The 26,581-nt window shown below is 54.9% G+C and carries 28 protein-coding genes and 1 pseudogene; 18 read left to right on the plus strand and 11 right to left on the minus strand.

What is annotated here, in order from left to right:
• Nucleotides 1-35 precede the first annotated feature (35 nt).
• Entirely contained in the window at nucleotides 36-941 is a 906-nt protein-coding gene (locus BUB69_RS03610) for a LysR family transcriptional regulator (RefSeq protein WP_073162439.1), read from the plus strand.
• A 242-nt stretch (nucleotides 942-1,183) separates the two neighbouring features.
• Here the strand turns inward: BUB69_RS03610 and BUB69_RS03615 are convergent, their stop codons facing one another.
• From BUB69_RS03615 to BUB69_RS03630, 4 genes and pseudogenes are all read right to left on the minus strand, one after another.
• Nucleotides 1,184-1,840 carry a VOC family protein gene (locus tag BUB69_RS03615; protein ID WP_073162442.1) on the minus strand — a complete coding sequence of 219 codons (657 nt, stop codon included), beginning with the start codon at nucleotides 1,838-1,840 and terminating at the stop codon, nucleotides 1,184-1,186.
• Nucleotides 1,841-1,873: 33 nt separating this feature from the next.
• Nucleotides 1,874-2,038, minus strand: a pseudogene (locus BUB69_RS29080) (transposase domain-containing protein); the annotation flags it as partial.
• A 113-nt stretch (nucleotides 2,039-2,151) separates the two neighbouring features.
• Entirely contained in the window at nucleotides 2,152-2,577 is a 426-nt protein-coding gene (gene tnpA / locus BUB69_RS03625) for an IS66-like element accessory protein TnpA (protein ID WP_084537042.1), read from the minus strand.
• 57 nt (nucleotides 2,578-2,634) lie between these two features.
• Complete coding sequence (locus tag BUB69_RS03630; RefSeq protein ID WP_058422003.1) at nucleotides 2,635-3,501, minus strand: LysR family transcriptional regulator; 867 nt, start codon at nucleotides 3,499-3,501, stop codon at nucleotides 2,635-2,637.
• A gap of 87 nt (nucleotides 3,502-3,588) precedes the next feature.
• Between BUB69_RS03630 and BUB69_RS03635 the strand changes: the two genes are divergently transcribed.
• The 3 genes from BUB69_RS03635 to BUB69_RS03645 all read left to right on the plus strand — a co-directional run bounded on the left by BUB69_RS03635 (nucleotide 3,589) and on the right by BUB69_RS03645 (nucleotide 7,223).
• Complete coding sequence (locus BUB69_RS03635) at nucleotides 3,589-4,833, plus strand: alpha-hydroxy acid oxidase (protein WP_084537043.1); 1,245 nt, start codon at nucleotides 3,589-3,591, stop codon at nucleotides 4,831-4,833.
• Nucleotides 4,834-4,887: 54 nt separating this feature from the next.
• Nucleotides 4,888-6,234: a TRAP transporter large permease subunit gene (locus BUB69_RS03640; protein WP_073162450.1), complete on the plus strand. Its 1,347-nt coding sequence runs from the start codon at nucleotides 4,888-4,890 to the stop codon at nucleotides 6,232-6,234.
• 311 nt (nucleotides 6,235-6,545) lie between these two features.
• On the plus strand, nucleotides 6,546-7,223 hold the full coding sequence (locus BUB69_RS03645; protein ID WP_073162453.1) for an RraA family protein: 678 nt from the start codon (nucleotides 6,546-6,548) through the stop codon (nucleotides 7,221-7,223).
• A gap of 354 nt (nucleotides 7,224-7,577) precedes the next feature.
• On the opposite strand, the gene BUB69_RS03650 is transcribed toward BUB69_RS03645, so the two are convergent.
• The 6 genes from BUB69_RS03650 to BUB69_RS03675 form a co-directional block, all read right to left on the minus strand.
• Nucleotides 7,578-8,336: an SDR family NAD(P)-dependent oxidoreductase gene (locus BUB69_RS03650; protein WP_073162456.1), complete on the minus strand. Its 759-nt coding sequence runs from the start codon at nucleotides 8,334-8,336 to the stop codon at nucleotides 7,578-7,580.
• Nucleotides 8,337-8,701: 365 nt separating this feature from the next.
• On the minus strand, nucleotides 8,702-10,312 hold the full coding sequence (locus BUB69_RS03655; RefSeq protein ID WP_073162458.1) for a gamma-glutamyltransferase family protein: 1,611 nt from the start codon (nucleotides 10,310-10,312) through the stop codon (nucleotides 8,702-8,704).
• Nucleotides 10,313-10,334: 22 nt separating this feature from the next.
• The gene (locus tag BUB69_RS03660) at nucleotides 10,335-11,114 is read right to left on the minus strand and encodes an amino acid ABC transporter ATP-binding protein (protein WP_073162461.1); all 780 of its coding nucleotides are present in this window, start codon (nucleotides 11,112-11,114) and stop codon (nucleotides 10,335-10,337) included.
• A 2-nt stretch (nucleotides 11,115-11,116) separates the two neighbouring features.
• Entirely contained in the window at nucleotides 11,117-11,893 is a 777-nt protein-coding gene (locus BUB69_RS03665; RefSeq protein WP_073162463.1) for an amino acid ABC transporter permease, read from the minus strand.
• Between the two features lie 12 nt (nucleotides 11,894-11,905).
• Entirely contained in the window at nucleotides 11,906-12,715 is an 810-nt protein-coding gene (locus tag BUB69_RS03670) for an ABC transporter substrate-binding protein (protein ID WP_073162465.1), read from the minus strand.
• Nucleotides 12,716-12,792: 77 nt separating this feature from the next.
• Nucleotides 12,793-13,461, minus strand: a complete 669-nt coding sequence (locus BUB69_RS03675; RefSeq protein ID WP_073162467.1) for a GntR family transcriptional regulator — start codon at nucleotides 13,459-13,461, stop codon at nucleotides 12,793-12,795.
• 714 nt (nucleotides 13,462-14,175) lie between these two features.
• Between BUB69_RS03675 and BUB69_RS03680 the strand changes: the two genes are divergently transcribed.
• The 11 genes from BUB69_RS03680 to BUB69_RS03730 all read left to right on the plus strand — a co-directional run bounded on the left by BUB69_RS03680 (nucleotide 14,176) and on the right by BUB69_RS03730 (nucleotide 23,864).
• Nucleotides 14,176-14,925 (plus strand): hypothetical protein, encoded by a 750-nt coding sequence (locus BUB69_RS03680; RefSeq protein WP_073162469.1) that lies wholly within the window; start codon nucleotides 14,176-14,178, stop codon nucleotides 14,923-14,925.
• 115 nt (nucleotides 14,926-15,040) lie between these two features.
• Complete coding sequence (locus tag BUB69_RS03685; RefSeq protein ID WP_017530164.1) at nucleotides 15,041-15,265, plus strand: AlpA family transcriptional regulator; 225 nt, start codon at nucleotides 15,041-15,043, stop codon at nucleotides 15,263-15,265.
• 5 nt (nucleotides 15,266-15,270) lie between these two features.
• Nucleotides 15,271-16,116, plus strand: a complete 846-nt coding sequence (locus BUB69_RS03690; RefSeq protein ID WP_073162471.1) for a ParA family protein — start codon at nucleotides 15,271-15,273, stop codon at nucleotides 16,114-16,116.
• Nucleotides 16,117-16,200: 84 nt separating this feature from the next.
• Nucleotides 16,201-16,410, plus strand: a complete 210-nt coding sequence (locus BUB69_RS03695) for a hypothetical protein (RefSeq protein ID WP_064594984.1) — start codon at nucleotides 16,201-16,203, stop codon at nucleotides 16,408-16,410.
• 14 nt (nucleotides 16,411-16,424) lie between these two features.
• Nucleotides 16,425-18,014, plus strand: coding sequence for a ParB family protein (locus BUB69_RS03700; RefSeq protein ID WP_073162473.1), 1,590 nt, complete (start codon nucleotides 16,425-16,427; stop codon nucleotides 18,012-18,014).
• The gene (locus BUB69_RS03705; RefSeq protein ID WP_017530160.1) at nucleotides 18,011-18,559 is read left to right on the plus strand and encodes a DUF2857 domain-containing protein; all 549 of its coding nucleotides are present in this window, start codon (nucleotides 18,011-18,013) and stop codon (nucleotides 18,557-18,559) included. The genes BUB69_RS03700 and BUB69_RS03705 overlap by 4 nt, the downstream gene beginning before the upstream one ends.
• Nucleotides 18,556-19,743, plus strand: a complete 1,188-nt coding sequence (locus BUB69_RS03710) for an STY4528 family pathogenicity island replication protein (RefSeq protein WP_073162475.1) — start codon at nucleotides 18,556-18,558, stop codon at nucleotides 19,741-19,743. Before BUB69_RS03705 ends, BUB69_RS03710 begins: the two co-directional genes overlap by 4 nt.
• Before the next feature lie 221 nt (nucleotides 19,744-19,964).
• Nucleotides 19,965-20,720 carry a PFL_4669 family integrating conjugative element protein gene (locus BUB69_RS03715; RefSeq protein ID WP_073162478.1) on the plus strand — a complete coding sequence of 252 codons (756 nt, stop codon included), beginning with the start codon at nucleotides 19,965-19,967 and terminating at the stop codon, nucleotides 20,718-20,720.
• Nucleotides 20,717-21,235 carry a DUF3158 family protein gene (locus BUB69_RS03720; RefSeq protein WP_073162481.1) on the plus strand — a complete coding sequence of 173 codons (519 nt, stop codon included), beginning with the start codon at nucleotides 20,717-20,719 and terminating at the stop codon, nucleotides 21,233-21,235. The genes BUB69_RS03715 and BUB69_RS03720 overlap by 4 nt, the downstream gene beginning before the upstream one ends.
• Nucleotides 21,232-21,687: a single-stranded DNA-binding protein gene (locus BUB69_RS03725; RefSeq protein WP_073162483.1), complete on the plus strand. Its 456-nt coding sequence runs from the start codon at nucleotides 21,232-21,234 to the stop codon at nucleotides 21,685-21,687. The genes BUB69_RS03720 and BUB69_RS03725 overlap by 4 nt, the downstream gene beginning before the upstream one ends.
• A gap of 227 nt (nucleotides 21,688-21,914) precedes the next feature.
• Entirely contained in the window at nucleotides 21,915-23,864 is a 1,950-nt protein-coding gene (locus BUB69_RS03730) for a DNA topoisomerase III (protein WP_073162486.1), read from the plus strand.
• Between the two features lie 60 nt (nucleotides 23,865-23,924).
• Here BUB69_RS03730 and BUB69_RS03735 read toward each other — a convergent pair whose 3' ends face one another.
• The gene (locus BUB69_RS03735; RefSeq protein WP_073162488.1) at nucleotides 23,925-24,182 is read right to left on the minus strand and encodes a hypothetical protein; all 258 of its coding nucleotides are present in this window, start codon (nucleotides 24,180-24,182) and stop codon (nucleotides 23,925-23,927) included.
• Between the two features lie 208 nt (nucleotides 24,183-24,390).
• Between BUB69_RS03735 and BUB69_RS03740 the strand changes: the two genes are divergently transcribed.
• From BUB69_RS03740 to BUB69_RS03750, 3 genes are all read left to right on the plus strand, one after another.
• Nucleotides 24,391-24,732: a helix-turn-helix domain-containing protein gene (locus tag BUB69_RS03740; protein ID WP_003235829.1), complete on the plus strand. Its 342-nt coding sequence runs from the start codon at nucleotides 24,391-24,393 to the stop codon at nucleotides 24,730-24,732.
• A gap of 911 nt (nucleotides 24,733-25,643) precedes the next feature.
• Nucleotides 25,644-26,225, plus strand: coding sequence for an STY4534 family ICE replication protein (locus BUB69_RS03745; protein ID WP_073162491.1), 582 nt, complete (start codon nucleotides 25,644-25,646; stop codon nucleotides 26,223-26,225).
• A gap of 71 nt (nucleotides 26,226-26,296) precedes the next feature.
• On the plus strand, nucleotides 26,297-26,554 hold the full coding sequence (locus BUB69_RS03750; protein WP_073162493.1) for a hypothetical protein: 258 nt from the start codon (nucleotides 26,297-26,299) through the stop codon (nucleotides 26,552-26,554).
• The last annotated feature ends 27 nt before the right edge of the window (nucleotides 26,555-26,581 follow it).

Here is a 26,581-nt window from a genome sequence, read left to right on the forward strand (position 1 = left end):
AAAGACGATCATCATCAGAAAATTTGACAACACCTATGGCGTTTACCAGTGAGTCACTTAAAATTTTCCTCTCGGTCATCGACAGCGGATCCTTTTCGGCGGCGGCGCGAAAATTAGGCCGGGTGCCATCGGCCATCAACATGGCGGTGTCGCAGCTTGAAGCCGAGCTGGATTTGTTGCTGTTTGACCGATCAACCCGCAAAGCCATTCCTACGCCAGCCGCCAAGGCACTCGAGCCCCAGGCACGACAGGTCGCCAGCCAACTGAACCTTCTGGACGCCCATGCGCTGCAGCTTCATCAGGGGTTGGAAGAGCGCTTGGTCCTTGCGATGGCGCCGGAGTTGCAAACAGGCATCTGGAATCGTCCGCTGTCCACTATCGCCAGGGAGTTTCCCACGCTGGAAATCGAGATTCGCTCCGCATCCCATCCAGAAGCGATGCGCATGCTCCATGAAGGGCGTGTGCAATTGGCACTTGGGTTCGAACGACCAGGGCTTGACGAGCGCGAGACATTTCTTGAGGCGGGGAGCCAATTGTTAATCGCGGTTGCTGCTCCGGATCACCCTGCGGCCGCCGGCAAAAAAAGCCCCTTGAGTGAGGAGCAACTGGTCAATGTTCGGCAGATCATCGTCGCGACCGGAGGACCTGCAGACTCTGACCCACGTGTTGTGCTGTCGCGCCGGATTTGGCACAGCGACAATTATCTGGCCACTTTGGACCTGGTGCAGCAAGGATTGGGTTGGGCATATCTTCCAAAATCGCTGGTACACCCTCTCATCACGTCAGGTGCATTGACGGAGGTGGTGTTTGACTATATGCCGAGTCAGATGCGGCTATGGGTCGATATCATCTGGGTAAAAAACCGGCCCCTGGGACTGGGCGCGCTTCGTTACCTGAGCCTGATACGCGAAATTGCAGAGGGCGAGCCTCGTCGTGTTTGACAGGTGAAAATCTTTGGCCCGTTTGTCGATAGCAATTCGCTGGATCGCATTTTCAATTTGCAGAGCTCTGGCCGACATCGCTGGAATCGGGTAGATGACTTGTAAGCGTCCGGTTGAGGCACGTTGCGATGAGTAAGCGCCGGGCCAACACCCCTTCTGAATCCAAACCTCGACGACGCACACGCCAGAGCCCCCACATTGGGATGAGAACGAGATGTTGGCTGAATGGTTAGGTCAATACATCACCAGTTCATAACCATGGGCAATCCTGGACGGAAATCTTGTGTCTGGCCACTTGCGCCATGATCGATTTCCAATACGACCAGATGCTCATCACCATGAACAATTTCAAATCCTTTCAGCTGGTTTGCGCAATTTGCAGGGGTAGAAAAAGCTTGGCTGTTGGGAGTGGTAACTCGCACAGATGTAATTTCGCGAAAGCCGCTGGAATGTTCAAACGGCTGCGCTCGCTCAATTGGAGCCTCATCTGGTCTCTTGGCAAACGAAAGAAAAAACCACATCGGTTCGGATATAGGCGCATATCCCACTTCGACTTTCAGGGCAGTTGGCAGGTAAACAGGTCGATACTCCCAAACTGGAAATATTGGCTTCTCCCCTACGGTGGATGGCCTGAAGCAAACTCCAAAGGGCGCGGCGATTCCATCTGCGCACTTGAGGCGGTCAAAGAGTCGGGTTGGCGCTGTTAACTGGCTTTGAGCTTCTGATTCATCGGTGAGATGTAAAAGCTCGATGAAAGAATTTCGGAAGAAGAACCTTCTATTCGCAGTGCCTTGGCCTGGGTGTACATTTGGCGTCCCTTCAACGAGCCCTAGGGCTTTCAGTGCGTCAGCGCCTCGACCGTCATCATTTACACAAATAAAAATATGATCTATTTCCATCGTTAATTTCCTTCAATCCTGTGATTTGATTGCTCAATTATTCGGCAACAGGTCAGTAACTTCACTCACCCGCTGCGTCGGCAGGCGAGTAAGAACATCCTTCGAGTAAGCATACGGATCATGCCCGTTGAGCCGCGCCGACTGGATCAAACTCATGATCGCCGCCGCACGTTTGGCGCGGAGATTGGCGAACAGATAAGCACAGTGCGGCTTCGCCGCACCGAACACTGCGATCACCATAGCCAGCACAGTCTCGGTACCGGCGCGCATATCCATGGGCTCGGTGGCAAGCCAGATTTCGTCGATACGGATCAATGGGCAAGCTCACGGATAAAACGAACGCTTCCTTCAAGGTTTGAAGATGGCCAGTGCACGTTCAATTTTTGCTGCCCGAAAGGGATCTCGATACTGGCGGGCATTTGCTGATCGAACTGGATGGCGGGCGCTAGTTTCATCGGAACGAAAGCGGGCAACGCCGACGCCTGATGATCACGACATGCGGGTATCCACTTCCGAACTAAATTGGCGTTGATACCGTGCCGCAGGGCTACGCTGGCCATAGACACGCCAGGTTGCAGGCATTCTTGGACGACTTGAGCTTTAAAGGGTTTGGGATAGGAATTTTTTGGCGCATGGTAATCCTGACAATAAAGGTGATGGTGTCCATGTATTTTTAGGTGGAGAACATCGCCCTTATCGCTGGGATCGGATAGGTGACTTCGCTGGACGCTTACGATGACTTGGCCGAACGCATACGATCAACCTTCGGTGAAGTCGAGACGCCAATAAAGCGCTTAGCGGCAAGCCAATTCGAACGCTTGCTCAATAATGCGTAGTAGCGCGTTTTCTGAATCCTGTTTGCGGCGAACCATGGATAGCTGGCGAGTCGGCGCAGCGGGGCCAAGAGAGACCTCGCGCACGGGGTATGCCCCCAAATGCTCCTTGCGCAGACGAGGCAGTACAGAAACACCCAGTCCTATACCTACCATAGCAATGATCGCGTCCGCACTTGGCACATCTATAAGGGCTTCGCAGTGGGGAATAAGATTATCAACGTATCGGGCTGCCATCCTGCCAACCACCAGCTTCCGATCCAGACGAAGCCATGAGTATCGCCTGAGGTATTGTTCTGGTTCCAGGCTCTCCAGGTTTGCCGGCACTACGAGCACCAACGGCTCGCATAGCAGATCCTTCCAATGCAGCCGAGCCGATCCACCTCCCGGCGGCCTGACTAGGATCGCAGCATCTAAACGATCTGCCTTTAGCGATGAAAGCATTTCAGGCGTATTCGCACGCTCTAGCTGCAAAGTGAGCCCCGGCGCTCGCTTCTGCAATTCAGCAACCGCTCTGGGCAATAAGGTAGTTTGAATGGAGCCGGTAACTCCTAGCCTCACTCGACCAGAAAGCGATGGGTCGCGCTGCGTTCGTAATTTTTCCAGATCTGAGAATGTACGGGACACCGTATCAATCACCAGCAAAGCAAATCGCGTTGGACGCACAGTGCGCCCCGATCGGTCAAAAAGCGACTGCCCAAAATAAGCCTCCAGTTGCTTGATCTGAAGGCTGACCGCGCTTGGGGTGAGGTTTACTGCTTCTGCTGCGGCAGCAAACGAGCCTCGCTCCAGTGTTGCTTGCAGGGTCAAAAACGCCTCAATTTTCATAAAAAATCCTCGTCTTTGGATCGACAAAGAATAACTTTTATTTGAGGGTCGGTCGCCTATGATGGCCAAAACAAGAAGGAATTGTGTATGGCTCAATCAACGCGGCTACAAGATTACCCACTGGCATCACACACAGTGCCACGCGGGTCTGCTACCTATCAGATACCTAAGCGCCTCAAGCGGATCCTCTCTTTGGACGATTTTGAGGCTGTAGCGCGTCGGCATCTTCCGAAGCCAATTTTCGCCTATGTGAGTGGAGGTTCGGAAAAAGAAAGGTCGTTGATTGCAAACCGTATCGATTTTGACCGCTACGAATGGATAGGACGCGCTTTCACAGATACCTCAAAGCGCAGTCTGGAGACCACGGTTCTGGGCCACTGTTATAGCGCCCCCTTTGGTATCGCTCCCATGGGCATCAGTGGCCTTACCGCTTTTGAAGGCGATCTCATTCAAACGCGAGCGGCGGCCGAGGCAAACATACCGGCCATAATGAGCGGCTCATCGCTCCTCCCTATGGAGAAAATCCTTCAAGCGAATCCAGATGCATGGTTCCAAGCTTATGTGCCTGGAGAGGAAGAAAAAATCATCGCGCTCCTTGAGCGCGTGGGTCAGGCAGGCTTTAAAACGCTTGTAGTTACAGCCGACGTGCCCGTATCCGCAAATAGAGAAAACCTTATTCGGGCACGATTTTCTACGCCTTTGAAGCCAGACCTTTATTTAGCTTGGGAAGGCCTAACACATCCCAGGTGGCTGATAGGCACCGCATTGAGAACTCTCCTTCGCCACGGAATGCCCCATTTTGAAAATTCCGGAGTAAAGCGCGGAGCGCCTATCATGTCTGCTAACGTGATGCGCGATTTCGGAGCCCGTGATCATCTGAGCTGGGAGCATTTAAAGCTTATCCGCGAACGGTGGAAAGGTACGCTAGTCGTCAAAGGTATTCTTGACCCGATCGATGCCCGAAAAGCCATGGAGGCAGGCGTAGACGGAATAATTGTTTCTAACCACGGCGGTCGGCAGCTTGATGGTTGTGTTTCCCCTATTTCCGTTTTACCAGAAATTGTTAAAGCAGTAGGCCCTCAATATCCTGTGATGATCGATAGCGGTTTTCGTCGCGGAACTGACATCCTTGTAGCGCTTGCCCTCGGAGCCAAATTTGTCTTTATAGGCAGACCTATGAACTACGCGGGTGCGGTCGGAGGTCAGCCAGGAATCAAACATGCCATCGGCATATTGGCTACTGAATTATCGAGAAACATGGCGCTATTGGGAGTTTTACGCCCAAGTGATGTAAGCCACGAAAGATTGCGAAAACGCCACAGCCAGGCCTAAAAACTTAATACCGACTAACGTCTCCAAACCCAATAATAAAGATGGAGTACACCTATGGGTATCGCAGTCATAGCACTGGCGAGTTATATTCTGATCATCGTCATATGGAGCACAGTACTTAAGCGAGGAATCGCTGAAGCCATGGTGGTCGGGTTTCTGCTGATTTGTGCGTTCGGTCAAGAACAGTTCTTTGATATCGCTACGGAGGGTATGAAAGCCGCGTTTTCCGAGCAGGTAGTATTTTCCGCGTTAGCATTTACATTTGTAGGCACTCTTTTAGCCAAAACTGGAATAATAGACCGACAAGTCGCGATGCTGAACTCCTTTCTTGGACGACTTCCGGGAGGGGCAGGTTACGTATCGACTGTCGGCGCCGCGTTGTTTGGGGCAATCGCTCACTCAGGCTCCTCTAATGCAGCGACAGTGGGCACTGTTACCATTCCCTGGATGAAAAAATCGCAATGGCCTAGTCATATTGCAGCCACCCTCGTAGCGGGAAACGCGGGTATGGGTACTGTAATACCACCCAGTGCATCATTCTTCATTCTGGTTGGCCTAGGTACGGTTGCCCCCTTCATTACAGTTGAAAAACTTCTTTTGACCATGTATGGGGTTTCAGCATGGTGTTTGGCATGGCGCCTTATCGTGGTTTACATGTTTGTCCGACGCTTTAATATTGGCAAGGGAAAAGACAATGAAGTAGAGCCATTCCGAAAAACGTTCGCCGAAGGGTGGTGGACTGTTTTGATTTTCATGGGGATCGCAATTCCGATTTTGTTGACGCTGGGCCCGTTAAGTGATCACTTGAAGGGCAATCTGGGTGCGCAAGCTATTAAATCTGTTTCGATCATGGTGTGGATGCCAGTCATGTTAGGTATGTTCACCCTTATTTTGGGGTGGCGCAAGCTTCCGAAATGTGGAACTGCCTGGTACGAATTGATAGCGTCTACGGCCCCGCGTTATCGCGAGATTGGTACCACTATTGTATTTGCCTTCGCTGGAGGGGCAGCTCTTGCAGCTCTAGGACTCGCAGAGCAGCTATCGGAAGTTCTCAACGGGCTAGACGCCTCGCCCTTGGTCGCATGTATCATAGTTGTGGTGCTTGTTATTCTCGTAGCAGGCCCACTTAACTCTACGGCGACGGTCGCAACCATTGGCGGAATAGGTTTCACTGTCCTAGTGTATGCCGGTATAAACCCCTACCTTGCTGCCGGGCTGATTCTAACAGCGTCCTCAACCGAAGGCGCCTCTCCGCCCGGTGCCGCAGCTATTTACATAGCATCCGGAATTGCACAGGTACCCCCTAGCCAAACATTCATTCCACTCATAATGCTATACGTATTGCCATTTATCCTAATAGGGGTGGGTGTAGGCATGGGTTGGCTACCAGTTCCAACCTGAAATAACAATAAAAATGAGGTGTACTTTATGCTTGGCTCTACTAGACGTGCATCGTTATCACGGCTGATGGTAGCAGTATTTGTAGCATTGCTTAGCGCAATGCTGATCTTGGCAGGGATAATAGTAGGACTGCAGTCGTTTGGTTTTTTGATTCAGAATAGTGTCTGGATTACGCAGGCCGCCGAAATACTGAACCCAATACTGTTCACCCTGTCAGGAATATTTGGAATATGGACTCTGTTATTAGCCTATGTGTCAGGTTGGAAATCAGCGGACTGACATAAATCAAAATGTCTATCAGGAGGTTAAGTATGAGTAGCGGCTTTAGGGTTTTGAAGCGGCATCAAAAAGTGTCGGCGGAGTGGGTAACTGCGGCGCGTTCAGTTCCTGTTGCAAATATCAGCGATTCAATGAATCGAATGTTCGCGGGTGGCGTCGACCTACGTCCGTTGCATAGTGGACGAGTGATGAGTGGAATAGCTCTTACGGTGAAATGCCGGCCAGGTGACAACCTGATGCTCCACTATGCTTTGGACATCGCCGAGCCTGGTGATGTAATCGTAGTCGACGGCGGCGGTGATCTAACCAATGCCCTAACAGGTGAGTTGATGATCTCCTATGCCGTTAAAAAAGGCTTGGAAGGGTTTGTGATCAACGGCGCGATACGAGACTCCGCCTATATTCGAAACGGTGACTTCCCGGTTTTCGCAGCAGGCGTCACCCATCGGGGGCCTTACAAAGATGGCCCTGGAGAGGTGAACGTTCCTATATCAATTAACGGAATGGTTATTCATCCAGGGGACCTTGTGGTTGGAGATGACGATGGATTCCTAGCCATTCCTTACGAGGATGCTGAATCGATATTGGAAAAGGCAAGCGCAAAACACGCTACGGAAACTCAACAACTTCGCGATATTGCCAGTGGAAATAATAGTCGCGCATGGGTGATAAAGGCACTCCAAACCAAAGGATGTATTTTCGACAACTGATCCAGATTCTCTAACTATAAACTTACCTGATCTAAAAAGTAATGTAATGAAGGCGCCCTATGGCGCCTTCGCAAAAATTTATCCCAGGGTGAAGTTTAGCCCTGTCTAAAGCGATAAGCATGAGTGGCATATTTTTGCTCACTCTCGGAGTTTTCTCTTGGTTCCTCATCTTTCGCCCGAAAGGCCTTACAGACGATCTCATTAATGAACTTGGTTGTGGAAGCAGCCATCCACGCAGGGTTTGGGATCGTTTCAAAGCGCACGAAAGTAGATCAATTCCACCGTCGACTCACTAATTCCACCTTTCGACATAATCATTACCTCTTGTCAAATATCGGCATCAATGGGCCACTGTTAGTTTCCAGCGGAGACGCCGCAATCAATCGCCATGTCCGCGCCAGTGATGGATCGCGCACCGGGTTGGGACAGGAAAAACGCCAGCTCGGCAACCTCTTCCGGCTGGATAAATCGGGCTCGGGCACCTTGGGGGTACTTGTCCAATAGATCCTGATAGTAGGCCTGAGGGTCTCCCTGCCCATATTGAGTGGCTTGAAATTTGAGCATTGGGGTTTCGATATCACCTGGGGAAATAGCGTTGCAGCGCACGCCAAAGGGTGCCAGGTCCAATGCCAGGGTTTTTGTCAGCAGGGTCACGCCGCCCTTGCTTGCGCAATAAGCTGCGGCGTTTCGGTTGCCTTGCCGGCCGGCATCGCTTGAAATATTCAGGATGGAACCCTCTGATAATTTCAGATGGGGAATAGCGGCTGAACACATGAAGAACGTTGCCTTCAGGTTTACGTCCAGAACAAGGTCGAAATCCTGTTCGGTAAAATCTTCAACCGGACCTTCGCGCCATACTCCCGCAGCGTTAATCAATACATCCAGTCGGCCCATCGCCGTAACGGCTGCATTAACGGCTGCAGCACACACAGCGGGTTGGCGGATATCACCGCAAAAAATGCCTGACACCTGATATTCAACCTGTAAGTCTGCGAGCTTTTTCGCATCCAGATCTGTCGCGAAAACCTTGAAGTCTTCATTTAAAAAACGCTCAACCAGCGCGCGACCAACACCACCTGCTGCGCCAGTGATCAGTACAGTTCGAAGGGCCATGGAACCTCCTGCCAAGATAGAGTTTAAGAACGTATAGGGTTCATCCAGACTCAAAGAGTCTTGTTCTCGACCAAGCAATTTCCACCCCCGGGCTCCCTTGCATGGACATGCCGACGTTGTGAAGGTGGAATTTAGGCGCTTTTAGCTGATTGAAAAAAGACGATTATTATCAGAAAAATTGACAATTACATGATATTTACCAGCGAGGTAATAAGGATGTCGAGAATCAGATAGCAGATGGAACAGAGGCCTGAGTTGTGAGGTTCAATCCTTGCTCCAACGAGCACCAACCCGCCGCAGCGAAGATCGAACAACTCATCAACCCCATCGTTACTATCCGTCTGGCTCAGCGCTTGTGTAGCCGCTCACCAGACCGCGATATGCGAATCCGCCCGTGGCTCAGTGCCCCCGCACAACACGCCGGTGACCGGGTCACGCAGGATGATCTGCCCACGCCCGTAGTCGGTCAGGTCGCTGTCGGTCTGCACCTTGTGCCCGCGCCGTGCCAGCGCATTGACCAGGTCGCGCGAAGCTCCATGTTCGATGCCGACCTTCATGTCGCCCAGCCATTGCCAGCGTGGCGCGTCCAATGCCGCCTGGGGGTTGAGGCCGAAGTCCACCAGGTTCATCACCATCTGTACGTGGCCCTGGGGCTGCATGTAGCCGCCCATCACGCCGAACGGTCCAAGGGCCTCACCGTCCTTGCTGAGGAAACCCGGGATGATGGTGTGGAAGGTTTTCTTGCCAGGCGCCAGGCAGTTGGCATGCCCCTCATCGAGGCTGAATTCCTGCCCGCGATTCTGCAGTGCGATGCCGCTGTCGGGCAGTACTACGCCGGAGCCGAAGCCGTGGTAGTTGCTCTGGATGAACGAGACCATATTGCCTTCGGCATCCGCGGTGGCCAGGTACACCGTGCCGCTGGCGTGAGGGTCGCCAGGCTTGGGTGGCTGGGCCTGCTCGCCGATCTGACCACGGCGGCGGGTGCTGTAGTCGTCGCTGAGCAAGTCGGCCACTGCCACGCGCATGTGCGCCGGGTCGGTGATGTAGTGCAGGCCATCGCTGTAGGCGAGCTTCATGGCTTCCAGTTGGCGATGCCAGGTTTGCTGGCTGTCGCGGTGATCGAAGTTGAAGCCTTCGAGGATTTTCAGCGCCATCAATGCGACCAGGCCCTGACCACTGGGCGGGATTTCCCAGACATCCACGCCACGGTAATTGATGTGGATCGGCTCCACCCACTGCGCTCGATAACCCTCGAGGTCGCTGGCGCGCAGGTAACCACCGCTGGCCCGCGAGTGTGCATCCAGGCGCTCGGCCAAGGCACCGCGATAAAGGCTTTCGCAGCGGGTGGCGGCGAGTTCTTCCAGGGTACGAGCCTGAGCCGGGTTGCGGAAGATCTCGCCCGCCCGGGGCGCGCGCCCCTCAATCAGGAACGTGTCGAACCAGGCTTGCAGCACTTCGTCGCGGTGCGGGCTGAATTCGTTCAAGGAAATCTGCCATTGATGGGCAACCACCGGCGACAACGGGAAACCGTCGCGTGCGAGGCTGATGGCCGGCTGCAGCAAATCGGCAAACGGCAATTTGCCGAAGCGTTGCGACAGTTCGGCCCAGGCCGATGGGCAGCCCGGCACAGTGACCGGGGTCCAGCCATACAGCGGCATCTGCGCATGCCCGGCCGCCTTGACTGCCTCGATGCTCAAGGATGCCGGTGCGTGGCCATTGCCGTTCAGGCCATGCAACTGCCCCTTGCACCACACCAGGGCAAACGCATCGCCGCCAATGCCGCAGCCAGTGGGTTCGACGACGGTGAGCGCCGCCGCGGTGGCGATGGCGGCATCAATGGCGTTGCCGCCTTTTTGCATGATCTCGATACCGGCCTGGGCTGCCAGCGGCTGGGATGCCGCGACCATGCCGCGACGGGCAAACACGCTTTGGCGTTGCGACGCATAGGGGTATTCGTGTGCGGAGAATTTCAACATGGCAAAGGCTCTTCAAAAAAGGTCATAACACGCGGCTGAGAAACGCCCGGGTCCGGGGATGGCTGGGGTGGCTGAAAATCTGCTCTGGCGGCCCTTGCTCGATTAATTCGCCCTGATCAAGCACCACCACACGGTCGGCCACTTCGCGGGCAAAGCCCATTTCATGGGTGACCACCACCATGGTCATGCCCTCCTCGGCCAGCTCCTTCATCACCTGCAAGACCTCGCCGACGGTTTCCGGGTCGAGGGCGCTGGTGGGTTCGTCGAACAGCATCGCCTGAGGTTTCATCGCCAGCGCACGGGCAATCGCCACCCGCTGCTGCTGGCCCCCGGAGAGCATCGACGGGTAGTGGCTGGCCTTGTCCGCCAGGCCGACCCGCGCCAGCAAGCCCCGGGCCTGTTCCAGCGCCTGGGCACGGGGCACGCCCAGCACCTGAATCGGCGCTTCGATGATGTTTTCCAGCGCAGTCATATGCGGGAACAGATTGAAGCGCTGAAACACCATGCCGATGTCGCGGCGCTGGCGGGCGATATTGCGCTCCGAATCGCGCACCAGGCTGCCATCGGCGCGCTCTAGAGAACCCATGGCACGGCCGTTGACCCGAATGCGCCCACCCTGGATATCTTCGAGCAGGTTGATGCAGCGGATAAAAGTGGTCTTGCCGGAGCCGGAAGCGCCGATCAGCACCACCACTTCGCCGCGCCGCACTTGCAGGGAGATGCCTTTGAGTATCTGCAACTCACCGAACGACTTCTGAACATCCAGTGCCTCGATGATCAGCTCTTCACTTTGGTGCGCCATGGTTAACGTCCCCTCAGCAATTTCAGGGTGCTGCGACCGAACATACGGCTGGCTGCCGGAGGTGGCGCCGAAGGTCGATCGGACTGGCCGAAGCGGCGTTCGAGCCAACTCTGGAAAAAGCCCCACAGGGTGGTCAGCGTCAGGAAGTAAATCGCGACGACCAAGTACAACTCGAAGACGCGAAAAGTCGCCGAGGTCACCATCTGCGTGCTGAGCAACAACTCCTGCACCCCGATCACACTCACCAGCGTGGTGTTCTTGAGCATCACGTTGAACTCATTGCCCAGCGGCGGCACGATCACCCGAAACGCCTGGGGCAACACGATGCGCCGCATCAATTTGCCGAACCCCATACCCAGGGAACGCCCGGCTTCGTACTGGCCCTTGTCCACCGCGCCGATGCCGGCGCGGATGATCTCGGCCATGTACGCACCTTCATTCAGACCCAGGGCAATGATCGCCGCCTGGATATTGCCGGGGATGATCAGCCCGAACAGCTCGATGTCCTCGAAGCGGAAAATCCCGCCCGCCGCCAGCGCCGTGTACAAAAACACGATCTGCACCAGTAACGGCGTGCCACGCATCAGCCACACGTAAAGGCGCACCGGCATGTGCAGCAGCGGGTTAGTCGAAAGACGCAACAGCGCCGCCGCCAGGCCCAGCGCACAGCCCAGCAGCATCGCCAGTACGCTGATAAGGCAAGTCAGCCACAACCCGGTGAGGTAGACCCCACTGGGCTGCAGCAGGTATTGCCAGAACACATCCCAATTGAAATTCATCGTTTTAGAGCCTCAGTCGAGTGTGTCGCTGCTGACGTGCCATTTGTTGAGCAATTGCACATAGCTGCCGTCGCTGCGCATGTCGCTGATGATCTGCTGCACGGCGGCGGTCAGTTGCGGGTCGTCCTTACGTATGCCCAGGCCGGTGAGGATGCGGCTGAATGCTGGCACCCCTTCCTGGAACAGGTCCGGCGCCATCGACGCGTAGTAACCCGCGGTTTCTACAGTGGTGCCGTAGGCATCGGCCTGACTGATGCGCAGCGCCTGGAAAGCATCAGTGTCGGTGTTGTAGACCACCAGCTTCATCGGTGGCTTGCCAGCCTTGACGAGGTTTTCGTTCTGGGTGTCCAGCAGGGTTTTGATGGTGGAGCCGTTGAGCACCGCCACTTTGCGTCCGGAAAGGTCATCCAGGGTCTTGATGCCTTTGGGGTTGCCCTTGGGCACCACCACCGACTGGCTGGAGTACATGTAGTTGACGATATCGATGACTTCGCGCCGCTCGGGCTTGTCGAACAACTGATCGACGATCATGTCGCACTGTTGGGCAAGCAACGCCGGTAGCAGGCCGGAGAACGGAATCACCCGCCACTGCACCTGCTTGTCGCCCAGCCGTTTGGCGATCTCAAGCCCCAGGTCAACCGTGAGCCCGCGCGGTTTCTGGGCTTCGTCGAAGGACACCAGGGGCGGTGAATCCATCCCCGAGCAGTAGGTGAGTTTATTGACCTTTTGCAGGCGCTCCGGCACTTGGGGCGTGGCAGACGCCCATTGAGTGCAGAGACCAAGGGTTACAGCCACCAGCAAGGCGCGGCGTTGTTTATGCATGACCAGACACTCCACTTCGTTAGATAAAGGGGGCAGGACTAAAGTCAAAACACGGACGGGTCAGGACCCCGTCTCTCTTATTTTCTCGATTGCAGAAACTGAATCAGTAACGGGACGGTGCTTTCGATATGTTCGCGCACCACGGCTTCGGCACGATCGGCGTCACCGGCGCGAATTGCGTCGAGGATCACCGCATGTTCTTCGCGCGCGCTGAGGGGTTTCTCACTGTGCTGCAGCCACAGGCGCATGGGCGCTTCGACCAGCGAATACAATGCGGAAATCTGCTTGAGCAAGCGTGGCCGGCCGCTGAGCCCGCACAGGTATTCGTGAAAGGCACGGTGATAGCGGACCCACGCAGTGCTCTCGTCGCGGTAATCATCCATCGCGTCCAGGAGGCGCTCCAGAGCCGCCATCTGACGCTCGCCAATGCGACTGACCGCGACACGAACTGCCAGGCCCTCAAGTGCGCTGCGCATCTCGAACACCTCATGCAGCTCATCAATATCCAGACCGCTGACGATCGCACCGCGATTGGGCCGCAGCGTCACCAAACCTTGGGCATCCAGGCGGCGGAATGCTTCGCGCACTGGCATGCGGCTCATGCCGATCTCGCTGGCGATATCCTCGGCGATCAAGCGATCACCTTTGCGGAAGCGGCCACCGCAGATGGCGTCGAGGAGGAAGGTGTAGGCCTCCTCCTCTGCAGTCAGAGGCTGGCGATCAACATAAGCGGGGGCAAATTGCATGGGACAGCCTCTTTGAATTTTTGTATCCAATTATCCATGAATTCGATAAAGCATAAAACGCGCCAATATCTCCAATGGAACATTAATCGTTGATTTAAATGAAGTCTTCCATTCGGGTGTGTAGAAATGCGGGAAGCAGGTAAAGCGATTTGCTACTAAATGACGCAGTAACTTTCCATTTCTGCGCAAGAAAGTAGCGGATGTCCGATGAAGGGCCTGGTCACGCCTAATGATCTACAAATGGCCTCAGAGCTCATTATGAAACAGCTGATACGCACCTCCTTCACGAAACCTTGAGTGGAATGTCCGGTCTCTCAATGACGTTACCGGCAGTTTGGATGTATTCCGCGATAAGAGGCCGTTGAGGTAGTACGCCGCTCTTAACCGTGTATCGAACAACATCCGATGACGGGAAGCTTGAACGCCGCGTCATTACGAAATAACAGGCCCACATAGGGTGGTGCAGGCAATAAACGCCCTGTTTTGGGTTGGATGTTGTCCGCCGCATGGCGGTGAAATCGGCCGTTATCAGATTCTTGGCCTAGCTCACATCCCCTGAGATATCTCATGCATCGAAAAGTTATTTGCTTAGCTGAAAACAGAATTACCGCAGTGAGTTGATGATCCGAAGAAACAGCTAGGGTGATTAGCTAGTTTTGAATTATGGATAGTCGGTGAGAGGCCTATCCATTGGGACTGGAGGTCCGCCACAATATGCCCGCTCATGTTTTCAATCCGTATGCAAAAACTTTCTATCGCCCTATAGATGCTGCATTACGCTGGTGTAATCTCACTCGCTATGAAGCCCAAATAGTAAAGGCGGACTGGTCTCGTCCAGAGAACCTTTCAGCCCTATTTCCCCAATGGCCCAATCTTCACATTGCTACCGAAAGGATTTTCGACGCCATACGCAACGGAGAACTGCCTTATGGATGTCTCGGGATTTCTGTTCCTTGCGGAAGCTACGTAGAGCCCTTTCAGCTAACCATCCGACACTCTGACTTACGTCGTTGGATGGAGACTCATTACCCCGACCACAAACCCAGCTTTTTATTCGAGGCCGGTGAAGACGCACCTGCAAAGGTCAGTCTCGGAACTTTTCTCTCATTGAAAGCAGATCGAGACGAGCTATCGAGGGAGCTAAAAGCTCAACAGAAGCGCCTTCAAGAAGTACTTGCAGAGCTCCAGTCGATTGGACTTGAAAGAGATGATCTCAAAGCCTTGGCCAAAACGAATGGCCAACTCAGCGAGCGCAGCGAACTGACCTATCACAACATCATTGGGGCATTGGTCAGCCTTCTCTTGGACCATTCGCCCGCCGGAAAACCTCTTTCGGTATTCACGAATCAAGCAGCCATCGTTGATGCCATTGTCGCTCGTCACAAAGATGTGCCCGGCCTCAGCAAGCGCACGCTGGATGAAAAGTTTGCCGTGGCCAATCGTAGCCTCAAAAAAAATACCTGATCGAGCCAATTGCGTTGCAATAGGGTTGATTGCAATGCAATGACTCATCCGACTTAGTGCGATTCAATCCATGTCACTTACCAGCACGCGCCAACTGGCGCCAGGAGTGACTAGCATGTCCAGCCAATCTATCCCCTCAGTTGAAGCCACTCAACTCCAACGCCACATCATGCGACGTGATGAGGTTGAGCAAAAAACCGGTTTCAAGCGTGCGCACATTTACAACCTGATGAAGGAAGGTAAGTTTCCACAGGCCAAGCGCATCGGACTGCGCGCAGTTGGCTGGGACTCACTGGAAATCGAGCACTGGATTGCAGAACGCCTTTCGCGACAGGAGTGAGGGTGATGCACGTGGTCTCGGTGGTTTCCACCAAGGGTGGGGTAGGCAAAACTACAGTAGCAGCGAACCTCGGCGGCCTGCTGGCAGATGCTGGCCTGCGTGTTCTGCTGTTGGATCTGGATAGCCAGCCCACCCTCTCCAGTTATTATTCATTGAGCCAGAAAGCGCAGGCAGGTGCGTACGAGCTCATTGCACTCAATCTAACAATATCTGAGCGAATAATTTCCAGGACTGCAGTCGTCGGTCTCGACCTGATTTTCTCCAACGACGATCAAGGTCGACTGAGCACCTTGTTGCTGCATGCACCTGATGGGCGACTACGCCTGCACAAGTTACTCAACGATTTGCATCTCAATTATGACCTGCTTTTGATTGATACTCAGGGAGCACGCAGTGTACTGCTGGAGATGGCCATCCTGGCCTCCGATCTCGCCCTATCTCCCATCACACCAGAAATGCTCGCTGCCCGCGAAATGCGCCGTGGCACCTTGAAGCTACTGAGTGAGCTCGAACCGTTTCGCCACCTAGGCATTGACCCGCCGCCCTTACGGCTCTTACTGAACCAAGTGAACGTCAATCGAGTGGACACCCGGATGATCATCCGGAGCCTGCGCGAGACTTTCGCAGAGGCTACCAATATCTCGGTGCTAGACACCGTAATCCCGGACCGCGTGGCATATCTCAATGCCGCCTCCCTCGGCTTACCGGTCCACCGAATAGATAAGTGCCCGTCGAGTAAACGCCGACGCTCGCCGTGTGCGTTAGAAATCATGCAAGCGCTGGCCATCGAATTATTTCCTGAATGGCGCGAAGCGATCTCATCGGTAATGAGGTGTGCGGAGCCTCGATAAAACAAATCGCCCAATCAGCATTTCACCAATTTATTTTTGTTTGATCAGCCCTGAGCCCAGCAGGGCTTGGTAAGGAGTTTTCTAATGTTGGATCAGTTTCCTATCGTCGTTCAGCCTTCCATTCGAGCACGCGACGCGGCTTGCGAGGAGTACTGCACCGTGGTTTTTCGTCTGCAAGGGGGGCGCTCGGCCATGGTGTGGTTCCTCGCAGAACTCTCCCAACATTTCGAAGGTTCAGGGACTGCCGAAATCGTGAAGTTCGAGGTCGGTGACCATTTACGTAGCCGACGTTAACCGAGGCGGTTGCGATGAAGAAGCTCAGTCAGGAGGAAATCACCGACAAGCTGCACCAGGACCACTTCACTCAAGGTCCTGGACTGGAGCGACTGTCCGATCCAGTCATCGACACTCCCATGCTGGTCACTCTGGAAGAGTTACGCCCCTACGAACACAATCCCCGCTTCATCCGTAATCCGCTGTATGAAGATATCAAAGCCTCGATCCGTGAACGCGGGCTAGATCAACCGCCACCGATTACCCGCCGCCCGGGTGAAACCTCTTTCATCATCCGCAACGGCGGTAATACGCGATTAGCAATTCTCGGCGAGCTGTGGCAGGAAACTCGCGACGAGCGTTTCTTTCGGATTCACTGCCTGTTCCGACCTTGGAGCAATGAAACCAACGCCCTACTCGGCCATCTGGCGGAAAGCGACCTGCACGGCCAACTCACGTTCATCGAAAGGGCCCTGGCAGTAGCCAAACTCAAAACCATGCTTGAGTCGGATGGCCCAGAGCTCTCACAACGGGAGCTGTCTCGACGTCTTGCCGCTGGAGGCTATCCGGTTTCGCAGTCGCATATCAGCCGGATGCTGGACACCCTCGAACACTTATTACCCGCCATTCCACAAACTCTGTATGCCGGCTTGGGTAAGCCTCAGATAGAACGTCTGATCGGTCTACGTAGTCAGGCTGAGCGAACCTGGAACCGCTATCCAACCGCCACAGTCGCGTTTGCAGAGTTCTGGCTGGAGACCATGGGCTACTTCGATGGCGGTCCTGAATACTTTGATCTTGAGCAGATCCAGGACGAATTGCTCGAACGCATGAGCCACTTGCTCGGACGGTCCTACCGTATGCTGGCCCTGGAGCTGAGCGATACCCAACGGGTCGTCTCCACGCCTGGGGCTGTCACCACCACGCCCTCAGAAAGCAGCCATCGGCCAAGCGTGCATGAAACTGCGGCAGAGTTGCCCTCCTCCGACACTAACCCCGAATCAACTGATGCCAAGAGCAAGATAGAGCCAATTTCAGAAGAACAGCTCAACGCACCCGAAACAAATACTTTACCTGCGGTCAGTCGCCTATCACGCGTTCAACAGATTCGTGAGCAAATCGATCGCGAGATCATTACCGAAGCGGAGTCTTCATTCGAAACCTGCGCAATCGACGACCTCTGGACCATCGCACCAACGCTGGATACGCCCGAACAACTGCGTTTAAGCATTGCAGGACTGGCCCGGGAAATGGCGGCCTATGCCGGAGATCCCGAGTGCATCATTGATCAAAAGCTTGGCTTGGGCTTCGCGTTGGACATTGAGCGACTTGATCTTTCAGCACCTCGCTCGACCGGCGTTCACCTAATGCTCCTGGCCCTGTTACGGGCTCAAGACGAGGTGAACTGGGAGGACCGCAAGCAAATCCCCTCCGCACTGTTCGGGCAGTTGCTGCTGGGGGTCTATCAACTCCCTCTACCAGATAGACCCGTCACGGACGTGGGTCTGGAACGACTGCCTGACAGTCTGTTAATCAAACTGTTTCGCCTGATCCGCCTGGCCCGGCGTCTAATCGACTTAACACTCATCTCTGAAGACAAAAACTCACCGGAGGAGCTGAGATGAACTTGTCCTTCAATATGCTCAATCAAGCCATGCTAACCCAGGTACTGCACGAACTGCGCCTGGGCAACCTGCAACGCTGCAAGGCACTTGGACTGAGTGAGGATGACATCTTCGTGCTTCAATCCTTACCACCGACCACGTTATCGCGCCTGGCCCATGCCACAGTCCCTTGGCTTGAGGTCAAGATTGACTCGCCAGTGCTGCATCGTTTGATTGAACAAGCTGAACGCGACGAACAGAACGAACGGTTGATCAACCGAGCGCTCAAACTCGGCGCAAGCAGCACCATTATGTACCAGTGTTTTGGCTTGGCGCATTCGGAAACAGCCATGCGTCGGCGTCTACTCAAGATAGAAACTCGTAAAGGCCGCCCCCAACATTTAAGCGAAGCGCAGGAGCATGCGTTGTGGCAACGTTGGTGCCAAATACGAACAGAGGACGGCACCGAGGATAAACTCGACGCCATGATGATGCTTGCCGAAGAACAGCAGATCAGCTTGACCATCGTTTGGCAGCAAATCGACCAGTACAGCAACAAAACATGAATGCTGTTCCCGCCAGTCGCTGGCAACGTGTCCTGCAGCAATGCACACAGCAGCTGCATGAGCGCTGGCCAGCACGCCCTACCACTGAACAGCCCTCCAACCAGGCTCTACAGGCTGGTTTTCTGTTTAGTGGCCAATCACACGAAGTCGTGCCACGTCGGCTGCTGTTGGATAATCGGCTGACGCCATTGGAGCGAAATGCTTGGCAGGTATTTCGGCTCATGCTGCAAGGCCAGGGCGTGGTCACGCCGCGCTATGATGATTTGCAGCCTTACCTCTCGAGCGTGCCCTACGGTGCGTCAGCCTCACGTGAAACCATTGCACGCGTGTTGACGATGCTCAGGCTCACTCGTTGGATCAGTTTGGTTAGCCGCGGTCGCGATCAAATCAGCGGGCAGCTACAAGGTTCTTTGTACGTTCTGCACGATGAGCCGTTAACCCCCGCCGAAGCCATGGAGCTCGATCAGGACTACCTAGAACTGGTCGGACATGCCCTCGGTCACGCGACAAAGGCCGTGCGTATTGTCGCTCAGCACATTGTGGAGGAGCTCCGACAGGACACGAATATCGATCAGGGTCGGTTACCGACGCGGCTGGACAGTTGGGGCGAACAGTGGGCGCAGCAAGGCTTGGATCAGCCACCCGGTGATGCATTCCACGATTCCGAACGTGGGGAAGATCACCACGTTCGGAATCGTGCAGGCCCTCGTTCGGATTCCGAATCAGGCTCGAACCCTAACGTTTCCAGCACCGTTCGGAATCCGAACGCTGCCTGTACTGTATTAAAAGAAAGTAAATGTACAGTACCGCGCGCGACCTCTACTGTGGACAACCTGCACTGGCCCACTTCGCTGCGCCTGAACCCAAGCGAACGTCAGGCCATCGCCGTGGCGCTGAACAAGCTCAACCCAGCGGATCAGCAGGCGGTGCTTAACGAAGCGGGGGCACGCTGTGCGGCCGGTGGTATACGCAAGCCAGCTGCCTATCTGATGGGCTTGGCCCAACGTGCGCTGAAGGGCGACTTTCGTCCTTGGGCAAGTCAGGCCGAACCGTCCCCCGTCGCAGAGCCGCCCCCACCCGCCCCGTCGCGGCCCTCTCGAAAAAAGGGCGAACCTGCATCAGCCCTCGCCCAAGCGTGCCTAAATGAGCTGCGCCAACTGCGTGGAGGCAGTGGACGTCAGTAGATTTGATGCCAGTGGCATCAAATCCAGAGAGCTCCAGTCTACGAAAATATCGGACCGAACCATGGAGCGTTTAGGGAAACGCCTGGGCGTAGTTCCAATAAACGTAGACGTCAGGCATTTGCCCTCTCTCACCAAACCGAATAGACCGCATTCAGCTTTTTGGCTGTCCTTGACCCTCATCTGACGCAACGTCCCGTCCAAGCCAATGCGAGGACAACACCATGGCCGATCACTATCAACTCAATCTAGGTTCATTGCGCAGCAGCATCACCCTGACCCTGCATACCCACCATGCAGCCCGTATCTGGCAAGGTCGAGCCGCACGCGAAGGCGTCCACTCGATCATGGGTATGGCCGGTTACATCAGTGTCACCAACCTGATCAAACAAACTGCGGCCCAAGACGATCCCTATGCAGATTGGGCCATCGTGCAACTCGAAGAAAAATTGATGCAGGCAAAGGCTGGGATGCTGGAACTGACTCAACAGTTAGACCGAATAAGACAGGACCTGCCGACACAGATCGACATGGGGGACAACCTCAACATCCACCCCGTCACTGTGCCATTGTACATCGGCAGTCAGCTGGGTTTTCTGGCGGTTTACCTGCTAACCGACTACGACACGCTGGTCCGCCATACCCTCTTGGCCCATCACACGGCTTTGATCGGCCGAAGAGACATGGAAGCCTGGATCGACGACGGTGCCCACCTGTTACGCAGCCTGTTCGGTCAGGCGCAACGTTATCGACATGCCGGCGTTACACGCGATGATATGGCCGCAAATAATGCCCGCGCCCTGGCGGCCGTGGAGAAGTATGGATTGCCCCCGATGGACATCCTTGAGGGTCATCGCCGTTCTCAGTTTGCGCCGCCGATCATTCGCCGTGGTGCTGTAGCAGTGGATGACGCTGACGCGTTGGCAGAGGACGTGGATGGTCCGTCTGTGACCGTGAATGAGCCGGAGGCTGACGCATGAATCCCATGACCCCGATTCAACCAATGCCCTTCGAAGCGTTGACACCGGATGCCTATCGGCAGCTCGAACACGCTGCCTCCCTAAAAGGCCTTTTAAAACCTTTTAAGGGTAAGGGGGAGTTGGAGCACCTGGCGCAGGTGGCGAGGGAAATCGAGGCGCAGTTATGTCGCCTGATGGAGGCTGTCGTGCAGCAAGCCGGGGATCCGCCGTACTCGCTATTGAAGATACGATTGGTGCTGCAGAAGACCAGTGCGGGCAGCACCTTTTTGCGTTGGCGCACCCGTGATTTTTCTCGCATGGGTGTGGCGGTTTGGGAACGTCAGATCTCCAACAAAGCATTGCCGCAGATCGTACGAGAGGAATTGCACCGTTTCGAATGCGCGCGTATCGCACTAAACCTTCAAATGAGTGTAGTGCATTCGCTCTACCGCCAGGCTACGACCTGCGCGATCAAAATGGCCAGTGCCGAACAGTTGCTGCGCCAGTTCACACCCGCAGTGGAGACAACACGATGAGTACTTTTTTCGTCGGCGAAGGCAATATCGGCAGTGCGCCAGAGTTCCAGGAGTTCGCCTCAGGCAATGACGAGCCACGGCGTTTGCTAAGGCTGAATGTGTACTTCGACAACCCCATCCCACGCGAGGGCAGCTATGAAGATCGGGGCGGCTATTGGGCGCCGGTTGAGCTCTGGCACCGTGAGGCTGAACACTGGAGCACGCTGTACCAGAAAGGCATGCGCGTGCTGGTCGAAGGTCGTACGGTGCGCGATGAGTGGGAGGACAGCGAAGACAATGCACGGGTGACCTTCAAGATCGAGGCCCGTCGAGTCGGCATCCTGCCTCACCGGGTGCACAGCGTGGTCATGCGGGAACGCTCCAGTGAACCGACGGCCGCTCAAAATACTGAACAGGTCAGCTCGTTGACGTCGAAACCCAAGAAACACAGAGGGCAATCGCCTAAGGCCTGAACGACTTCAGGCATAAAAATTGCGCCTTTGCGCGAAGTGCCTGGCCTGTCATTACTCGCTGCTCATGAAGCCCCCACCCAGTTACGAACGCTCCAATGAGGTAGCAGCTTCAGCCCATTCAAGGCCGCCCTCACCGACTAATATGAGGAACCTGCCATTCAGGTTTCTCATATCTCGCCCCTGCTACTTCGAACAACGCTGCTCCGGACTCAATCCGGAGTAGTTATATGCGCCTCTTCCTCTGCGAAAAACCTTCCCAGGGTCGTGACATCGCCAAGGTTCTCGGAGCCACTCAGCGTGGCGATGGTTGCTTGATCGGCCCCGAGACAACTGTCACATGGTGTATCGGCCACCTACTGGAGACGGCCCCGCCTGAAGCCTACGGAACTCAGTACAAGAACTGGTCGTTGGATCATCTACCGATCATTCCGGCGCAGTGGCAAGTGGAGGTCAAACCCAAGACTGCCGCGCAGTTCAAAATCATCAAACGCCTGCTCAGCGAAGCCACCTCCGTTGTCATCGCAACCGACGCCGACCGCGAAGGTGAGATGATTGCCCGCGAATTATTGGAGCTCTGCCAGTACCAAGGCACTGTTCAGCGCCTCTGGCTGTCCGCACTCAACGAAGCATCGATTCGCAGGGCACTGAACTCGCTGAAGTCTGGTCAGGAGACCTTCCCGCTCTATCACTCGGCCCTCGCCCGCAGCCGTGCCGACTGGCTGATCGGCATGAACCTCAGTCGTTTGTTTACCCTTCTTGGTCGGCGGGCAGGCTACGACGGCGTTTTGTCAGTGGGGCGCGTCCAGACACCCACCTTACGTCTGGTGGTCGATAGGGATCGTGCGATTGCCGGCTTCGTCCCGGTGCCTTACTGGAACATTGAGGTACACCTATCGTCGATGGGCCAGCGATTCATCGCGTCGTGGTTACCACCATGCTCAGGACGGGACGAGTCGGGGCGTTGCCTACAAAAAGTGCTTGCCCATCACGCGGTCCAAACAATCACCGACGAGAAGTCCGCCACGGTACTCTCGTTACATACTGAGCATTACCGAGAACCGCCGCCCCTGCCCTTCGACCTGAGTACATTGCAGGAAGTCTGCTCGCGTAAGCTGGGGCTCGGCGTCCAGGAAACCCTGAACATCGCCCAAGCCCTGTATGAAACCCACAAAGCCACCACCTACCCGCGCAGCGATTGCCGCTATTTGCCAGAGAATATGTTCAACGAAGCTCCCGCGGTACTAGACGCCCTGCTCAAAACGGATCCTGCACTCAGACCTGCATTCGAGGACCTCGATCAATCATTGCGCTCCCGCGCATGGAACAATGCCAAGGTCACTGCGCACCACGGCATCATCCCCACCATCGAACCGGCAAACCTGGTGCGGATGTCCGAACAAGAACGCCATGTCTACGAACTGATCCGTAGCCACTACCTAGCGCAGTTTCTTCCGCATCATGAGTTTGATCGGACCCAGGTCGAACTGGCGTGTGGCGAAGAACGATTGACCGCTGTGGGCAAACTGATCTTGGTCCAGGGCTGGAAAAGCTCGCTCTCCGAAAACACCGAGGAGGATGAGCCCAGTCACAAATCCCAAGTCTTACCCATCTTGCAACAGGGCACGCAGTGCGCAGTGGACAATGTCGAACTCAAATCCATGCGAACTGCCGCTCCTAAACCTCTCACCGAGGGTGATCTGATCAAGGCGATGAAAAACGTCGCCAAGCTTGTCAACGACCCACGCCTGAAACAGAAACTTCGGGACACCACCGGTATCGGAACCGAAGCCACACGAGCTGGCATTATCAAAGGGCTCATTGATCGCGGTTATTTGATGAAGAAAAAACGCGCCTTAACGGCCACGGCGGCGGCCCATACCCTGATCGAGGCGGTACCCTCTGCAGTCGCGGATCCTGGCATGACTGCGATTTGGGAGCAGGCGCTTGACGAAATCGAAGGGGGACGCCTGACCTTGGATGCGTTTGTCACAAAGCAGGCGAAATGGATCGCGCAATTGGTCGAACATTGTGGTGCGCTCACCTTGTCGATAGCGGTCAAAGCCGGACCGGCCTGCCCCATTTGCAATGCCTCAATGATCAAGCGAAAGGGCAAATCTGGGCCGTTCTGGTCATGCTCGCAGTATCCGAACTGCAAGGGTACTACGCCAATTAGATAAGACACGTGACGCCCATGACAGTTCGGTTGAGATCAACAGGACGTTGGATTGGTGCACAGCTCAGTGCATCATCAGCGGCGCCTGATCCCGCTCCAAGTCGATCAAAGGTTGTCCGACTTCACGGGCCAAAGCGATGCCTGTCGAAATCCATATCTGCCCCAGCTCGTTGAAGGCTTTTAGGTGGGCAGGATCTTCGTTGAGCCAAAGAACAAGGCTTTCGAAGTGTTCGGGGTTATCCGGGCAATCATGAATCTTGATGAACAACTCCATTGTTCGATCCCAAATCAGATCCATGACGTCCTTTCTCTCATCTTCCATGTTCAACCATCCCTCAACATGGTCCTTTCAGACCGTCCCTCTTACTAACCAATCTGGACTCTGATCCCTGAAGGGACAGAAACCACGTCGCGATACTCAGCTGTTTCAGTCACTATAACAACCCAATGAGTCGATACTCAACCTTTAAGGATGTTCATGTCAACGGGTCTTTGCTCAACCATTCGGGTTGAACTGGAGAACTCATCACTTGGCACATAAACATCCAACCCAAGCCCAAATCGGGCGCATGATCGCGAAGCACCGCAGCGAGCGTAATTTGACTCAGGAAGAGGTGGCTGAACGTTTAGGGATCGGTAGCGAAGCTATCTCGCGCCTGGAACGGGGTGTAGTGGAGCTTTCAGTGGTCAAGCTGATGCAACTGGCTGATATTTTCGATTGCCGGATGGATGAACTCCTGACAGCATCGAGTAATCGCCCCAATGACCAGGGTCAGATGATCGCGGGTCTGCTGAGTGGACTGAAAGAAAGCGACCGTGCCTTTATCTTGGCAACCGTCGAACAATTAGCCGCACATCTCGGCAGTAAGTGACCTCTTTTATCGTGCTAAATGTAGTGTCCTATGAAGGGGACCTGCAGGCTTGACGTCTTATTGACCTCTCTGCTGTAGTAACTTCGGATAATCGCCAACGGCGACCCAAGACCGATTAGCTCCGGGCAGCTCGGTCAAACTCTTCGAGTTCGGAGCCTCCTCTTCTGCGGGATCTCGTTCCCGTTCTGTGCTCGACCTGATTGTGGTGGCGGATGACCACTGTTGCCTCTACCCGGCAATAGCGGTCATCCGCTTCGGCGATCGTATTCAGTCCCGGAGCCCACCGGGGAAACACAGGGCACCCTTTGTGCGCGGATGCGTGCCAGCATATTCCGACCCAGGCCACGACAAGGGTCGGTTGGCGAATCATTGCGCAGTTCAACCAAGTTTTGCGAGGAGCTTGTCGACTGCGTAAGACCGTCAAAGGTGGTTTTTCTCTTCCTCGCCTGGCACACCACCAGGCCCACTTTTCTTTTTTTCATTTTCTTAATTCCAGTGACTACCACCGTATTCCGGCCTAAAAAAATCGGGTTGTAGCGTCTTGACGCTCCCCTGTGACAGGCTTATACAAAGGGCGTGGTTCGCTGTCGTTGACAGCCCAGCCCAGGTAGCCAAAACCTTCAAGGCTACGCCACGTTCGTGGTGGTTTACCCAAGTGCGATCAGCGTTCGGAAGCTCGCGCGGTTACCGCTTAAGCGGTGATGAATGCCGACTACTCCATCCCTTCGGATTACCACCGCAGACGTCCCTCTGCTGCACAGCTATTCCCCCAGAAGCATCATTCTGATGGTCATCGGCTTGCCGGTGACGAGTCGTTCATCGCTCGACTTCACCTCACCCACCCTGACGGGGGCTCACTTTCCCGTCAGGGGCTGTGCGTCGCCGTTTTCCCTTGAAACAGGAGAACAACCATGGCCTACGCCAACCAATCCCAAGAAGCGACCTCTTACTTCAACCTGCACACCGCCGGTATCGGCTACCTCAACCGTGTTCGTGAAGTACAGGTCCGCCGCGGTCAGCCATTCATGGCCTGCGATATCGCAGCCTTGCATGGTGCCTCCGATGCAGTGGAGTACACCCGCTTTGATTGCAAAGTCGCTGGTGGCGAAGCTGACCGCTTGATTCGTCTCTATATGGACGCCGTCAGAGCCGAGAAAAAGGTCTTGCTGTCGTTCCGTATTGGTGACCTGTGGATCGACCCATTTCTCTATGAGAAAGGCGATAAACAAGGCCAACCTGGCGCCAGCTTGAAAGGTCGTTTGCTGTTCATCGACTGGATCAAGGTCAATGGCAAGTTCGAATACAAAGCGCCCGCCAGGCAGGAAGCAACAGCACCTGCTGAGCCAGCGCAGATCAATGAACCCTCTCCAACGTCGGCTGATGCCGAAGCGGAGGATACCGACAACCCTACAGAGGCCAGGATTGAACCTGAATCTCCAACCACTCCCCGCACGGCCCGCCGTGTCGCCACACGTGCTGTTCAGTCCGCCTGAACAATCCATGATGTTTTACATCAAGGCGCTCAATCGAGCGCCTTTTCTTCAACTAGCACAGGAGAACCAATATGGAATCCTTCTGGCTTTGCGACGACTGCCTGTTCGGTGCGGCTTACGAGGACTACAGCACGTTATCGCTGTATTACTCGCCGGATGAGATCGAACAACGCATCGCCGCGATACACCGTAGGCTGGTTCGTTTATTGCCCATCAGTGCCGACTTCGATCCCGAAACCGGCTGGGGCATAAGAGGCTTTTCTCCATTGCCTTGCGACGGTTGTGGTTCACCTCTACACGGTCAACGCCACCGATACACTCGGCTGTAAACCCTACATCACCTGCAAACGCCTGCA

It is taken from the genome of Pseudomonas asturiensis (assembly GCF_900143095.1).
Classification (GTDB): Bacteria; Pseudomonadota; Gammaproteobacteria; order Pseudomonadales; family Pseudomonadaceae; genus Aquipseudomonas; species Aquipseudomonas asturiensis.

Bases quoted from the DNA above. Each gene is read 5' to 3' on its own strand.
- BUB69_RS03610 (WP_073162439.1), top strand. From the start codon at position 36: ATGGCGTTTACCAGTGAGTCACTTAAAATTTTCCTCTCGGTCATCGAC.
- BUB69_RS03615 (WP_073162442.1), bottom strand. From the start codon at position 1,840: ATGGAAATAGATCATATTTTTATTTGTGTAAATGATGACGGTCGAGGC.
- BUB69_RS03630 (WP_058422003.1), bottom strand. From the start codon at position 3,501: ATGAAAATTGAGGCGTTTTTGACCCTGCAAGCAACACTGGAGCGAGGC.
- BUB69_RS03635 (WP_084537043.1), top strand. From the start codon at position 3,589: ATGGCTCAATCAACGCGGCTACAAGATTACCCACTGGCATCACACACA.
- BUB69_RS03640 (WP_073162450.1), top strand. From the start codon at position 4,888: ATGGGTATCGCAGTCATAGCACTGGCGAGTTATATTCTGATCATCGTC.
- BUB69_RS03645 (WP_073162453.1), top strand. From the start codon at position 6,546: ATGAGTAGCGGCTTTAGGGTTTTGAAGCGGCATCAAAAAGTGTCGGCG.
- BUB69_RS03650 (WP_073162456.1), bottom strand. From the start codon at position 8,336: ATGGCCCTTCGAACTGTACTGATCACTGGCGCAGCAGGTGGTGTTGGT.
- BUB69_RS03655 (WP_073162458.1), bottom strand. From the start codon at position 10,312: ATGTTGAAATTCTCCGCACACGAATACCCCTATGCGTCGCAACGCCAA.
- BUB69_RS03660 (WP_073162461.1), bottom strand. From the start codon at position 11,114: ATGGCGCACCAAAGTGAAGAGCTGATCATCGAGGCACTGGATGTTCAG.
- BUB69_RS03665 (WP_073162463.1), bottom strand. From the start codon at position 11,893: ATGAATTTCAATTGGGATGTGTTCTGGCAATACCTGCTGCAGCCCAGT.
- BUB69_RS03670 (WP_073162465.1), bottom strand. From the start codon at position 12,715: ATGCATAAACAACGCCGCGCCTTGCTGGTGGCTGTAACCCTTGGTCTC.
- BUB69_RS03675 (WP_073162467.1), bottom strand. From the start codon at position 13,461: ATGCAATTTGCCCCCGCTTATGTTGATCGCCAGCCTCTGACTGCAGAG.
- BUB69_RS03680 (WP_073162469.1), top strand. From the start codon at position 14,176: ATGCCCGCTCATGTTTTCAATCCGTATGCAAAAACTTTCTATCGCCCT.
- BUB69_RS03685 (WP_017530164.1), top strand. From the start codon at position 15,041: ATGTCCAGCCAATCTATCCCCTCAGTTGAAGCCACTCAACTCCAACGC.
- BUB69_RS03690 (WP_073162471.1), top strand. From the start codon at position 15,271: ATGCACGTGGTCTCGGTGGTTTCCACCAAGGGTGGGGTAGGCAAAACT.
- BUB69_RS03695 (WP_064594984.1), top strand. From the start codon at position 16,201: ATGTTGGATCAGTTTCCTATCGTCGTTCAGCCTTCCATTCGAGCACGC.
- BUB69_RS03700 (WP_073162473.1), top strand. From the start codon at position 16,425: ATGAAGAAGCTCAGTCAGGAGGAAATCACCGACAAGCTGCACCAGGAC.
- BUB69_RS03705 (WP_017530160.1), top strand. From the start codon at position 18,011: ATGAACTTGTCCTTCAATATGCTCAATCAAGCCATGCTAACCCAGGTA.
- BUB69_RS03710 (WP_073162475.1), top strand. From the start codon at position 18,556: ATGAATGCTGTTCCCGCCAGTCGCTGGCAACGTGTCCTGCAGCAATGC.
- BUB69_RS03715 (WP_073162478.1), top strand. From the start codon at position 19,965: ATGGCCGATCACTATCAACTCAATCTAGGTTCATTGCGCAGCAGCATC.
- BUB69_RS03720 (WP_073162481.1), top strand. From the start codon at position 20,717: ATGAATCCCATGACCCCGATTCAACCAATGCCCTTCGAAGCGTTGACA.
- BUB69_RS03725 (WP_073162483.1), top strand. From the start codon at position 21,232: ATGAGTACTTTTTTCGTCGGCGAAGGCAATATCGGCAGTGCGCCAGAG.
- BUB69_RS03730 (WP_073162486.1), top strand. From the start codon at position 21,915: ATGCGCCTCTTCCTCTGCGAAAAACCTTCCCAGGGTCGTGACATCGCC.
- BUB69_RS03735 (WP_073162488.1), bottom strand. From the start codon at position 24,182: ATGGAAGATGAGAGAAAGGACGTCATGGATCTGATTTGGGATCGAACA.
- BUB69_RS03745 (WP_073162491.1), top strand. From the start codon at position 25,644: ATGGCCTACGCCAACCAATCCCAAGAAGCGACCTCTTACTTCAACCTG.
- BUB69_RS03750 (WP_073162493.1), top strand. From the start codon at position 26,297: ATGGAATCCTTCTGGCTTTGCGACGACTGCCTGTTCGGTGCGGCTTAC.